General features: G+C 54.2%; 7 protein-coding genes. 4 read left to right on the top strand and 3 right to left on the bottom strand.

The features are described from left to right. Positions 1-171: 171 nt before the first annotated feature. The 3 genes from HCG46_RS15270 to HCG46_RS15260 form a co-directional block, all read right to left on the bottom strand. Positions 172-1,179 carry a hypothetical protein gene (locus HCG46_RS15270; RefSeq protein WP_022998395.1) on the bottom strand — a complete coding sequence of 336 codons (1,008 nt, stop codon included), beginning with the start codon at positions 1,177-1,179 and terminating at the stop codon, positions 172-174. Between the two features lie 293 nt (positions 1,180-1,472). Next, positions 1,473-1,859, bottom strand: coding sequence for an NADH:ubiquinone oxidoreductase subunit NDUFA12 (locus HCG46_RS15265; RefSeq protein WP_168686741.1), 387 nt, complete (start codon positions 1,857-1,859; stop codon positions 1,473-1,475). Positions 1,860-2,064: 205 nt separating this feature from the next. Then, positions 2,065-2,775: a response regulator gene (locus tag HCG46_RS15260; protein WP_208993526.1), complete on the bottom strand. Its 711-nt coding sequence runs from the start codon at positions 2,773-2,775 to the stop codon at positions 2,065-2,067. A 641-nt stretch (positions 2,776-3,416) separates the two neighbouring features. On the opposite strand from HCG46_RS15260, the gene HCG46_RS15255 reads away from it, so the two are divergent. The 4 genes from HCG46_RS15255 (at position 3,417) to HCG46_RS15240 (ending at position 12,913) form a co-directional block, all read left to right on the top strand. After that, positions 3,417-7,100, top strand: coding sequence for a vitamin B12-dependent ribonucleotide reductase (locus HCG46_RS15255; RefSeq protein WP_022998392.1), 3,684 nt, complete (start codon positions 3,417-3,419; stop codon positions 7,098-7,100). 152 nt (positions 7,101-7,252) lie between these two features. Next, positions 7,253-8,542, top strand: a complete 1,290-nt coding sequence (locus HCG46_RS15250) for a site-specific integrase (protein WP_168686740.1) — start codon at positions 7,253-7,255, stop codon at positions 8,540-8,542. Next, positions 8,535-10,034, top strand: coding sequence for a site-specific integrase (locus tag HCG46_RS15245; protein WP_168686739.1), 1,500 nt, complete (start codon positions 8,535-8,537; stop codon positions 10,032-10,034). The genes HCG46_RS15250 and HCG46_RS15245 overlap by 8 nt, the downstream gene beginning before the upstream one ends. Then, complete coding sequence (locus HCG46_RS15240) at positions 10,031-12,913, top strand: hypothetical protein (RefSeq protein ID WP_168686738.1); 2,883 nt, start codon at positions 10,031-10,033, stop codon at positions 12,911-12,913. Before HCG46_RS15245 ends, HCG46_RS15240 begins: the two co-directional genes overlap by 4 nt. The last annotated feature ends 3 nt before the right edge of the window (positions 12,914-12,916 follow it).

The following is a 12,916-nucleotide window of genomic DNA, read 5'->3' as shown; positions in this document are numbered from 1 at the left end:
TTCTTGCTTGCGAGCCTAGTTCGTCACCACCAAAGCAGGAACAGCCAGGCCAACAACAGACCGGAACGGCTCCGGCAATGCCGTGGCTTTCAGACGTGTCGTCGCCAGCCAGTCTCTCTCTGTCAATGGGCGAAAGAACCTTCTCCGGCTTCATAAATCAGCGCAACGTGCTCAGTTCTTTCCGCCTTTGCCGGTGCCGACTATATCGCGAATTTTCGACCAGGACGGCGAAAGGAAAGCGCTCATTCTGTGCGTAAAATCTTGCGATTCAAACGTCCTCATGGCGTTCCGGAAAGCCAGTTCGGCTGCCGGTTCCTCCAGGGCGATATAAAACAATTCCGTCGGTGACTGATTTTTTGCCCAGAAATCCCGAGCTATCTTGAGCCAGAATTCATATTCGTAAGATGGCGTGCCGCTCCCCATGAAACCATCGGTAGATTTGGCATTGTCACGCTTCTTCACGCCGCCCGAATAGGCCCGGTCGAACGCTCCAAGGTCCTTCAGTCTCTGCCACAGGTGGTGACGGTATTTCCCGTCGGACTTTCGAGCCGCGCCGCTGGCATTATGTCGGTCATCCTCCCCCATCGCGCGGGAAACCTGTTCCAGTTTGTGATCGCTGCTCAGGTTGGTCAGCCATATCGCCCACAAACCGGCTTCGATGTTTTCCTCCAGTTTGTCGTGCTTGAACGATTTGTAGCCTCGCGGCACATGCGCGAATGGAGACCGCTCCAGCGAGCGGCGAAGCTGTTCGATGTTCACCGAACCGCCCGTGCGCGCAGCTTCCTGCATTTTCAGTATCTTCTGAGTGGAGCTGATGTAGACCAGATTGTAGTGAAACTTGATGTACTGAAGATATTTCTGCGGATCGGTATCAAACTGCGGTGGTGACGGAAGCGGTTCTTTTTCACCCTTGACGGCATCTATGATGTAGAAAGTCGCTATTCCTGCTGCCACCGGATTGGTGATCACGGCAGCCAGGGGACCTTTCATGGTGGCCTTCAACGCCGTCCAGGCCCAGCCTGGCTCTGTATCGTAGCCTTTCGGCAATAGCTTTCGAACGGCCTCATCAGCATTCACATAACTGCTGCCTGTCTTGATCAAAATATTTTCCCAGGCCGGTTTGCAGACATTGTTAAGACGGTTGCTCAACTCCTGGAGCTTCATCCATTCCTGGTCCATTAGTCTGCTCCTTAGCTAATACTAACATCCTTCTCCTTGTAACTTATTTTACCTTGCGTAATGTGCCTCAAATCACAAATAAATATTTTCGATACAAAAACAATTGAAATTATATACTATGAATTGTAAAATGTATTTACATATACCCCTTTGAATTTCTCACCTGGAGCGCGGATAATCTGAGGTCACTTCTTCAGACAACATTCAGGTTGTTGAACGTCCGGTTGGCCCGAAACAAAAAAGCCCCGCAATTGCGGGGCTATTTCATTCATGATTTTCGCAATGCGCGGTTATCAGCTGCCCGGGGTCCAGGCTTCATAATCGCCGGTCACATCCGGGCGTTTTTCCGGGGTCAGGATGGAACCGTGCGGCCGGTAAGCGGCCGGAGTGCCCGTCGGATTGACCTTGTGACCCTGCTGCCAATGTTTGGCGTGATAGGTTTCTTCGGACGGCGGCGTGTCAACGCGGTGATGCATCCAGCCGTGCCAGCCCGCGGGAATGGCAGAGGCTTCGGCAAGACCGTTATAGATCACCCAGCGCTTCTTGCCTGCGCGTTCCTTGTAGTACTTGTTACCGAACTCATCCTCACCGACAAACTCACCCTTGCGCCACGTGAAGAAGCGGGTGCCCATTGTCTGGCTGTTCCACCAGGTGAACAATTCTAGCAGCAGAGTTTTCATGGCCCTTTGAAGGTCCCTTGATTGCAAGTCGGAAACATCCGTTGCCCCGCCAACATGACAGGACGGAATTTCGCGGACTATGGCGACAACGGCCGCATCTGTCCAGAGTTGGAAGCCAGAAAAGAACGGGATTTTGCGCCTGCGGGCCGATTGCCGCAGTCACGCCCGGTGCACACCGCACCCAGGTGGTCACAAACAGACTGCTTCAGTGAAGTTTCAACCCCTTGAAGGGCGCAAAGCCGGCATTGCGGATATGTTTGGCAGCGGCGGAATGCTGTTTGGGAGGCGCTTCCTTCTTCACACCGGCGAAGACCTTTTCCGGCTCTTCTTCCTTGGTGTCGAATGCCGCCTCAACGGCTCCTTCCACTTCCGCACGCTTTTGCGTGGCAACGCGGTGGTGCAGCCGGGCTCCGGCAAGCGACTGCATCTTTTCCGCCTGTTCATCCATGGCCTTTTGAATGCCATAGATATTGTAGAAGCCGGAGTTCTCCAGGATCATCGGCCGGTCGTCTGCAAGAAGCCACTTGAGGCGCTTGAACAGCGTCGACGGCGAAACCGGCTTGACCAGCACATGGTGCGCACCTGCCCGCAAGGCCTTGTCGACCAGCGGTCGCGTGCCATGTGCCGTAATGAAGAGAATCGGCACATAACAAAGCGGCTCCATGTGGCGATGCCGCACCAGACGCAGGAACTGGTAGCCGGATGTCGGCGCCATGCGCCAGTCGGTGAGAATCACGTTGGGTGGTTCGGCGAGACTTGCCTCGAGCGCTTCGTCGACCGAATCGAACACCCGCACGCGCGCAACCTTGAAGCTGAGCAATATCGACCGGAGAATCGTCTGCATCGGCTTGCTGTCCTCGACGACGACAGCATCGATGTCCTCCATCGCTAGTCCGAATGCGGCGTGATGTTTCATGAATTGCGGACCTTTTTCCCTATCCCGCCATCATGAAACCAGACCCGGCTTAAACCCGGTTGAAATCGATCACCGCCATTTTCTTCAAATTTTCATAAAATGCAGTCTATCGTCATCCACAGGGTCTTGTGCCTTCCTGGCGGGCACTCCTTCGCCGGGAAAGCAAGCGCTAAATCCCTTGCTAAAACGCTGTCCCCGCTCCGTTCCCCATTATCCACACGACCACACAAGATTTTGCGTTTGCCCACAATCCAGGCACTAGCTGTTGTCACTCGGTCCTTGACCTTAAGAATTCGTTTACATTAGTTTCTCATCATTGCGATGTGCGTAGTCGGGTGCCTATCCGGGCGCTCCGGTCATCCAAAACCATCAGTATCCAAGAGTACCGCTCCAGGTCTTTGACCCCAAAGCCGGGAGACGGGTTTTGTTGTGCCGACTTCAAGGCGCATGTCGTGACAAACCTGTTGATGACCACTATATATAGTGGATAGAAACACAAGATACGCTACATACAGGCTCGAAGCCTGTAACTTGCAGGGCGGCATTCGAGAACAGAGGCAGGCGGCCACGCCAGTTCGGATGCAATGCGGTCAAGCCCGGTTCGGGGGAACCGGCTGTAATCTAAAAGGGGACTTGAGAAGATGCGGATCGAGCGGCGCTACACCAAGGAAGGTCAATCGCCTTACGCCAGCGTAGAATTCCGGAACGCTACCAGCGAAATCCGGAATCCTGATGGATCCATCGTGTTCCGTCTTGAGAACATTCAGGTCCCGACCCAGTTTTCACAGGTCGCGTCCGACATTCTGGCTCAGAAGTATTTCCGCAAGGCCGGCGTGCCCGCCAAGCTGAAGGCCGTAGAAGAAAACACCGTTCCGTCCTGGCTGTGGCGCCATGAGGCCGATGAGGCCGCACTGGCAGACCTGCCCGAGGACGAGCGCTACGGCTCTGAAATTGACGGCCGCCAGGTCTTTGATCGTCTAGCCGGAACCTGGACCTACTGGGGCTGGAAGGGCGGCTATTTCGACAAGGAATCCGACGCCCAGGCTTTCTACGACGAACTGCGTTACATGCTGGCGACCCAGAAGGTGGCGCCGAACTCTCCGCAGTGGTTCAACACCGGCCTGCATTGGGCCTACGGCATCGACGGCCCGGGCCAGGGTCACTTCTATGTCGACTTCCAGACCGGCAAGCTCGTCAAGTCCAAGAGCGCCTATGAGCATCCGCAGCCGCATGCCTGCTTCATCCAGTCCGTCGGCGACGACCTGGTGAACGAAGGCGGCATCATGGACCTTTGGGTCCGTGAAGCACGCCTGTTCAAATACGGCTCCGGCACCGGCTCCAACTTCTCCCACGTGCGTGCAGAAGGCGAGCGCCTGTCCGGTGGTGGAAAGTCCTCCGGCCTGATGAGCTTCCTGAAGATCGGCGACCGGGCAGCCGGCGCGATCAAGTCCGGCGGCACCACCCGCCGCGCGGCCAAGATGGTGGTTGTCGATGTCGACCATCCGGATATCGAGGAATACATCAACTGGAAGGTCAAGGAAGAGCAGAAGGTGGCCGCGCTCGTCACCGGCTCCAAGATCTGCCAGAAGCACCTCGGCGCAATCATGCGCGCCTGCGTCAACTGCGAGGCGGACAATGGCGACTGCTTCGATCCGGCCAAGAATCCGGCCCTGAAGCGTGAGATCCGTGCTGCCAAGAAGATGATGGTGCCGGAAAACTACATCCAGCGCGTCATCCAGTTTGCAAAGCAGGGCTTCACCAAGATCGAATTCCCGACGTTCAACACGGACTGGGATTCCGAAGCCTATCTGACGGTTGCCGGACAGAACTCCAACAACTCGGTGCGTGTGACCGACGGCTTCCTGAACGCCGTTGTTGACGACAGCACCTGGGACCTGACCGCCCGCCGCTCCGGTGACGTTCTGAAGACCGTCAAGGCCAAGGAACTTTGGGAACAGATCGGCTATGCCGCCTGGGCTTCCGCTGATCCGGGCCTGCAATACCACACCACGATCAACGACTGGCACACCTGCCTTGCCGATGGTGAAATCCGTGCATCCAACCCGTGCTCGGAATACATGTTCCTGGACGACACGGCCTGTAACCTGGCGTCCCTGAACCTGATGCAGTTCCGCCGGGAAGACCGGTCCTTCGACATCGACAACTACGAACATGCCGTCCGCCTGTGGACCATCGTTCTGGAAGTCTCGGTGCTGATGGCTCAGTTCCCGTCCAAGGAAATTGCAGAACTGTCCTACAAGTTCCGCACCCTCGGTCTCGGCTATGCCAACATCGGCGGCCTGCTGATGACCTCCGGCATTCCGTACGACAGCGACGAAGGCCGTGCACTTTGCGGCGCCCTCACCGCGGTCATGACCGGTGTTGCCTATGCCACTTCCGCTGAAATGGCTGGCGAACTCGGCGCCTTCCCGGGCTACAAGAAAAACGCAAGCCACATGCTGCGTGTCATGCGCAACCACCGCCGCGCCGCCTACGGCGAAGCGGACGGCTACGAAGGCCTCAACACGGCTCCGGTTGCTCTTGACCACGTCTCCTGCCCGGATCAGGTGATCGTCGAGCGGGCAAAGAAGGCCTGGGATCGTGCCCTTGAGCTTGGTGAGAAGAACGGCTACCGCAACGCCCAGTCCACCGTTATTGCCCCGACCGGCACCATCGGTCTGGTCATGGACTGCGACACCACCGGTATCGAGCCTGACTTTGCGCTTGTGAAGTTCAAGAAGCTGGCCGGCGGTGGCTACTTCAAGATCATCAACCGCGCTGTTCCTGAAGCCTTGCGCAAGCTCGGTTACACTGAAAGCGAGATTGGCGAGATCGAAGCCTACGCCGTTGGCCATGGCTCCATCGATCAGGCACCGGGCGTCAACCCGTCCGCACTGAAGACCAAGGGTTTCACCGACGAGAGCCTGACCAAGCTGAAGGACGGCATGAAGTCGGCCTTTGACATCAAGTTCGTCTTCAACCGCTGGACCCTCGGCGACGAGCAGATGAAGGCCCTCGGCGTTACCGACGAGCAGCTGGAAGATCCGGAATTCGATCTCCTGACCTTCCTCGGCTACTCCAAGGCTGACATCGAAGCCGCCAACACCCACGTGTGTGGTGCGATGACCCTGGAAGGGGCTCCCTTCCTGAAGGAAGAGCATTATCCGGTCTTCGACTGCGCCAACCCGTGCGGCCGTATCGGCAAACGCTTCCTGTCGGTGGAAAGCCACATCCGCATGATGGCAGCGGCCCAGCCGTTCATCTCCGGCGCGATCTCCAAGACGATCAACATGCCGAACGATGCGACGGTGGAGGACTGCAAGGAAGCCTACATGCTGTCCTGGAAACTCGCGCTCAAGGCGAATGCCCTTTACCGCGACGGTTCCAAACTGTCCCAGCCGCTCAACGCCCAGCTACTGGCCGATGAGGACGAAGACGAGGACGAGGCCCTCGAAGCTCTGGCCGCCAAGCCGATGGCTGCAAAGGCCGAAGTGGTTGCCGAACGCATCGTCGAGCGGATCGTCGAACGCGTTGTCCGCGAACAGGAAAAACTGCCGACCCGCCGCAAGGGCTATACCCAGAAGGCAAAGATCGGTGGTCACACCATCTTCCTGCGCACCGGCGAATATGACGATGGCCGCCTTGGCGAAATCTTCCTCGACATGAACAAGGAAGGTTCGGCTCTCCGGGCATTCATCAACAACTTCGCGATCTCGGTTTCGCTTGGTCTGCAATACGGTGTGCCGCTCGAGGAATATGTCGACGCGTTCACCTTCACCAAGTTCGAACCGGCCGGCATGGTCCAGGGCAACGATGCGATCAAGAACGCCACGTCGATCCTCGACTACGTGTTCCGCGAACTGGCAGTCTCCTATCTCGGTCGTCACGACCTTGCCCACGTCCCGCCGGAAGCCTTCAGCGGCCCGGTCAGCGCCGGCGCGGTCAAGACCATGGACAAGGGTAGCTCAGGCGGTGTGGTTTCCCATGGCCTCGTCCGCGGCCAGACCGAGCGTTTCCGTCTCGTCGCCGGCAACGAGCCTTCCGGCGAGATCACCGAAGCGGTGAAAGTGGAACTGGGCACAACAATCGCCGCCCAGACCTCCGCCGTCGCAACGGCTTTCGCCCGCGGCTCGGAAGCAGCTGCCGCTGTCGAAGTGACCTCGGCCCCTGCCCCACAGGTGAAAACCGCGGCTCAGCAGATCGCTCAGGCCCGAATGAAGGGTTACGAAGGCGAGAGCTGCTCGGAATGCGGCAACTTCACCATGGTGCGCAACGGCACCTGCCTGAAGTGCGACACCTGCGGCTCCACCAGCGGCTGCAGCTAGGAAGACGTTTTCGAAAAATGTAAACTAAAGACGCCGCACTCAGGTCTAAGCTAACAAAACTGCGGGTTTCTGACTTTACAAACCGGGATTTCGGTCCACAATAAGGTTTGTAGAGTCTAGGAACCCGCAGTTTTGTAAAGCAGGGACCGATCATGGATCGCTACAATGTCCGTCATTTCACCTCATCAAAAGGTGAAGAGACTCACATGCTGATATGTCCGAACGGCATGCCGTCATATTGGCCGAACTACTACGCTTCCGCGGTCTTACGCGACCAGGCGTTCTCTCCCAAAACCATCAGAAACCACCTTAATTCGATCTGCCGCGCCTCCGACTGGATGCTCGCCAGGGAGAATGTCGATTTCGCTGATCGCATTATGAGGGACAATCCACTGGCCTTCGAAGAGGCGACAGCGCTTGCAAAGTTCTTGCAGCTAACGGCCAAAGCACAGCAAACAGAACTCACGCTCATCAAAGCGGCAAAAAATCAATCAGAAAACCAAAAAGTTCGGAAGCTCGAAAAGATACGGCCGAGCCACCGTAGCACCACACACAATCGACTCGAAGTGATCGCGGACGAGCCCTATGCCTCGACCCTTCGGAATATCGCTTCCTTCCTCGAATGGATCTATCGGCAACGGCGGTTCTCGGACGGAGGCGCAGAGTTCGGCCCCGAACAGTGGGAGAAAGCGATAGAGGGTTTGAAACAATTCCGTTCTAACGTTCCCAGACTTTCAAGCAAAGGTGATCAGGACGAATCTCTCGAGGGACTTTCTCGAGAAATCGTGCAGATCATTGAGGATACGGTAAACCCGCATAGTCCAGACAATCCGTGGCAAGACCATTTCGTACGGGATCGCAATTATCTGATATGGCGTCTCTTTTTGGAGACCGGAGGGCGCAGGGACGAAGTTCATAATATTGTCCTCGCAAATCTTCAAGTGACCCAAGGCAACGTCACTTTCCATGTGTCTAAAACCGCGCCGCGCACCGTCCCGTTCCGTCCTGCAACCTGCATCCTGATCGATGAATTTATCCAGCAACACTGGTCCAATCTGCCTAAATGGTCCCGAAAGGCCGGTTACTTGATCACCAGCAAGGACGGACACCCTCTTTCAGAACGTCAAATCAACCGGATCTTCGAAGAAATACGGAATAGCAACGATCGGATTCCTGATTACGTTACGCCACACACAATGCGGCGCACATGGAATGAGTTCTTCTCCCAGATGATCGACGCCAGTGAAAATGCGCTGAGTTTGGAGATGGAACGTCGCATCCGGAACCGTCTGATGGGCTGGAGTGAAAACAGCCGGTCCGCCGACAAATACCTGCGCCGACACATCCGCAGGAAGGCCGATGAACTCAGCGAGAAGCTGTTTGAAGATGCAGAGACCGTCTCCAATCCAAAATTGGAAATGGAGATAGCTAACGATGATTAGAATTGAGAACCTGCGTCTCCAGGCTCGCGAGTACTATACAGATGACGAATGGAGGAACGGAGAAGACGTCCAGCTGCATGACGGCAAAATAGTTCAATTAATTCCCGGCAGAAAAACACACATTCCATCTGTACAAGGAAGCTCCCCATACAATATAAATTTGCAGTTTCTAAACAAAAAGACAATTTTATCGGAACTTACATTCCTCACAATTTTCAAAGGCTTGTCAAAGTTCTCCACTGATTACATACGACTTGTTTCTAAGGTGACCGGTGACGCGTTTCGACAGCGCATATTCGATGTAAAGGAGCCAATTTCACTCAAAAATTTGGATAATTGGTGTGCAGTCACCCCCTTGTCCTATTGGCCATTTCTAAAGTTTTATCTTTTCCAGCTCACTCAGACGATGGACAATCGAGTAATTGACGAAGAACTCCGTAAGTTCATTCTTGATCCTGAAACCAGGGAACTAAACGACGACGGCGCGGGTCCCTATTTTGCTCTGCTGACCAACGACCCCGATCGCGGAGCGCTGACAGAACAAGAGCTAAAAAGCATTCAAGCAGGGTTGAACAAAGGCTATTTGAGCGGCGACGTCGCCTTCGAAGATTATGTCGTGACCTGGTTTCAAATTGGAACGGGCGTTCGTCCGATCCAAACAGCTCGCATGAAAAACAAGCATGTCATAATCCAAGATGGGCCGGCTGGGTTGGGACGGGAAGTGACGCTTCTCGTACCTTTGGCCAAGGACACGCAGGGTAAGACCTCCGGATATATTCGCCGCCGCGCCCCGTCCGTCTTGGCAGACATATTGATCCGGTACCAAACAGCCAAAAACGACCCTGATCCAGAAGAAAGTCTCTTTGGACTAAGAACTTCGACCTATCTCAACGTTCGACTTTCAGCAGTTTTTCGCCGGATAATCACCTATTCCAACCGGACCAAAGGGCCAATTCACATAACTCCGTACCGGTTCCGTTACACGTTGGCCACCCGCGCGGTCGCCCAAGGCGCCACGGATGCGCAGGTCGCCCGCCTCCTCACTCATAAAGATACAAATAGCATCAAACACTATCGAGCTTCGCTTGCGAACAACCAAGCGCCTATCAATGAAGCCTTGGGCGAGGAGATGGACTTTTTCGCCGGCGTGTTCAGCGGGAAGATAATCAACGACTTCGACGAAGCAACGAATTCGGGTGACTACAATAAGCTGATCCGTGATTTCGAACGTCTAACCGGCAAAAAAATAGGCGCCTGTGGGGCTCGTTCAACGTGTTACCAGGACGCCCCGCGCGCTTGCTTGACTTGCTTCAAATTTGAACCTTTTGTCGATGCACATTGGGGTGATCTGGAACGTGTCATTCAGGCCGAATACGAACGTGAAAGCGATTCCAGGATCAAGCAGATCCATCTCGATCAGCTGAATGCAGTACATAGCATCAAGAATGCCTGCGCCGCCAAGATGAAGCTCCTTGAGGGGGCCCAAGTATGACAGCGGTAATCATTCCGTTCATTCCCAAGGAATCTCGCCCTTCGGAAACTTCCCCAGACTGCAAATCGGCGGCAACATCCGTCGCGCAGCGCAACATGGCCGACTTCATCGCGCACCAGAAGAAGCACGGTCACTTTATGACGGCTTACGAAATCGACTGGGCCGACACGACATGGACGTTTGACCGAACTCGGGGAAAAACGGGCGTCATACGTACCAACTTTGTTACTGAACCAAACGGCAACGAACCGTTTTCGGAACCGTTCCTGGATCAAGCCAAAGCTGTGCTTTGTGAGCTTTTTCGTAAGAACCCGAAAGTCGAACCCCAAAAAATCCTCAGGGCCCTTCGGACTATATACAAAGCGCTCCTAGCAGGTGGGAAACCACCCGATCTTGTCTTTGTCGAACAACTCTTGATTGATGGGCTAGGCGACTACATTGAGCAAAGCGAACCAGGTGGCTGGTGGTCACAGGGCCGTCATATGAACATCGTCATCAACTCCGTATTGAGCGAGTTTGCCCTAACGGGTTTCGAGATCAGCTACCACAGTCCGTACAAATGGAGAGAGTTGCAGAACAGAGAAAATCTGCTGATCCGCGACATGCAGTCGGCTGACTTCAAAGAAAAAAATGAAAGACTTCCTGACATTGAGGCAATCATCGATATTGCATCGCTTTTCAATCGCCACGGCGGTCCATACCACATCTATAACATGATCTACTCAGGATTCGTGGCTTTGGGAATGTTCGCTCCTTCCCGGCAGTCGGAAATCACTACTTTGCCAGTAGATTGCATCACTTCATCTGTTGATGAAATAGCAGGCAGCACGCGTATGGGGCTTAGTTGGCGCCCTGCGAAAAACGGGCAGCCAATCACCAAATTTGCTGTAGGCAAGGGCCAGAACCCCGAATGGGAAGCTGTTGCGAGTGAGGCGGTGCAGCGCCTAAAGGCGATCGGCAGCAGCGCTCGACGCGCAGCCAAATGGTACGCGGAGAATCCGAACAAACTCTACATGCCTCCCGATACGGAGCATCTTCGTGGGCATCCACTAACATGGCTTGAAGTCGCGGAAATACTGGATTGGGATCCGATCGATAAGCCGTTATTCCGAGACGCCTTCCGCATGATGCGAGCGCTTGAGCAAGTCGGGACGACCCACGACAAAAATCGTATGGGTGAACTTAAGAAGAACATCCAGGAAGTCGGACACGCGGCGACTTACACATATAAGTCGGTCGTCGCATTGGCCAAGAAGCGAGTCAACGCCACAAAAGCAAAGCAAGGCCCAAACAACACTCGAATGAAGAATTGGTTCTTAGCAAATCCAGACCATTTGTTAATGCCAGAGGACCTGAAGCACTTGAACGGGGAGCCACTCACCAAAAAGGAGATAGTCAGATTATTAAACGAATATTCCGACTTTCCTCACCCGATGAAGGCGCTAGATCAGCGAAATGCTAAATTGCTTCGGCAGCACGGAACCACTACCGACCAGGCGCGCGTGGAACGCAAGACAATCGATACATCCGCTAAATCAAACAGATCACGATCAACCTTTTCTCAAAAAAGTATTGATAGGTATCTTAGAAGTTTCATCGCGGCTTATATCGGCCCCCTGCCCGACCACTTAATACCCATGGCAAAGTGGTTCAAAGAACATTCGGACCAACCGTACCTGACCGACGAACTCCAGCATCTACGTGACGAACCACTTACCCTCAGTGAAGCCCTATCTTTAATCAATGTCACTGAGAATGACTTGGTGAAGCCCAATTCCATTCGATATATCACCTCAGATGAACTGGACCAGGTAGGCAGGACCAAAGATCCGAACCGTTTGGGCCGATTGGACGTTAGGTCTCTGGCCACTTACAGTTTTGACAGCCTGGAGAAGTTCGTTTTAAGAAAATTTCAAATAGAATTTCCAGTCATTGACCCAGAAACTAAACTGCACTTCTCTCAAGCTCTTTTTTGCTTAGGTTATAATAGTCAAATCGCCGACAAGGCAACGATCTGGAATGTCCCCTTTTGGGTAAACTATAATTCAATCATCCACGCCCTTTCTGGTCAGCACCGTGAGGGACAAAAAGCCCTGACAATTTTTTCGAGAAACAAGTTATTGAACCCCGCAACCGGGAAGCCGTGGAAGCTCACGACGCATCAGCTTAGGCACTTGCTGAACACCTTGGCCCAAGGCAAATACCTTTCCCAGGCTCTCATCGCGTTCTGGTCCGGACGCAAGAGCGTTTCCCAGAACAGTTTCTATGATCATGTTCCTCAAGAAGCCATCATTGAAAGCTGGCAACTGATGGACGAAAAGTCCGGCGTCGACATCAAAGTGACAGGGCCACTTGCCGACAAAGCCAAGGATCGATCAATCAATGAAGCCATTACTTACGATGAAGCTCTGAAACTTGAACTCGGGGCGATCCACGTAACCAGCAAGGGCTTGTGTCGACACAACTTCGCGCTCACCCCCTGCCCCAAAGACAAAAACTGCGAGGAGTGCGGAGAGAACATGATTGTCGCCCATGATGAACGCCACATTAGGGAGGCAGAGAGAAGCATTGCTATGCACCAGAACGCGCTCAAGCATTCATTGAACGCCAAGCAGGAAGGCGAACCCGGGGTCGATCGCTGGATAGAAAAACACAAGCGCAAGCTCGCTCGCTGGGACATGATTCATTACCTGATCACAGATCAGGACACTCCAAGCGGCACGATCATCTCCCTTCCACCTCCGGAACACGATCAATCGAAAGCAGGACTCATCATGGATGAGGTCGCGGCGTCGGCCACACTACATCCAACTTCCAACGCGGACGACAAAGACGTACCCTTCACGCTCGACATGAAAACCATGTTCGACGGAGATTGAAAC

Origin of the sequence: Labrenzia sp. PO1 (assembly GCF_012273635.1) — a bacterium.
In the GTDB taxonomy this organism is placed as follows: domain Bacteria; phylum Pseudomonadota; class Alphaproteobacteria; order Rhizobiales; family Stappiaceae; genus Roseibium; species Roseibium algicola.
Note: the sequence above shows the minus strand (reverse complement) of the source record. Positions and strands in the feature narration are given on the sequence as shown.

Excerpts from the sequence above, each read along its gene's own strand:
- HCG46_RS15270 (WP_022998395.1), bottom strand. The coding sequence starts at position 1,179 with ATGGACCAGGAATGGATGAAGCTCCAGGAGTTGAGCAACCGTCTTAAC.
- HCG46_RS15265 (WP_168686741.1), bottom strand. The coding sequence starts at position 1,859 with ATGAAAACTCTGCTGCTAGAATTGTTCACCTGGTGGAACAGCCAGACA.
- HCG46_RS15260 (WP_208993526.1), bottom strand. The coding sequence starts at position 2,775 with ATGAAACATCACGCCGCATTCGGACTAGCGATGGAGGACATCGATGCT.
- HCG46_RS15255 (WP_022998392.1), top strand. The coding sequence starts at position 3,417 with ATGCGGATCGAGCGGCGCTACACCAAGGAAGGTCAATCGCCTTACGCC.
- HCG46_RS15250 (WP_168686740.1), top strand. The coding sequence starts at position 7,253 with ATGGATCGCTACAATGTCCGTCATTTCACCTCATCAAAAGGTGAAGAG.
- HCG46_RS15245 (WP_168686739.1), top strand. The coding sequence starts at position 8,535 with ATGATTAGAATTGAGAACCTGCGTCTCCAGGCTCGCGAGTACTATACA.
- HCG46_RS15240 (WP_168686738.1), top strand. The coding sequence starts at position 10,031 with ATGACAGCGGTAATCATTCCGTTCATTCCCAAGGAATCTCGCCCTTCG.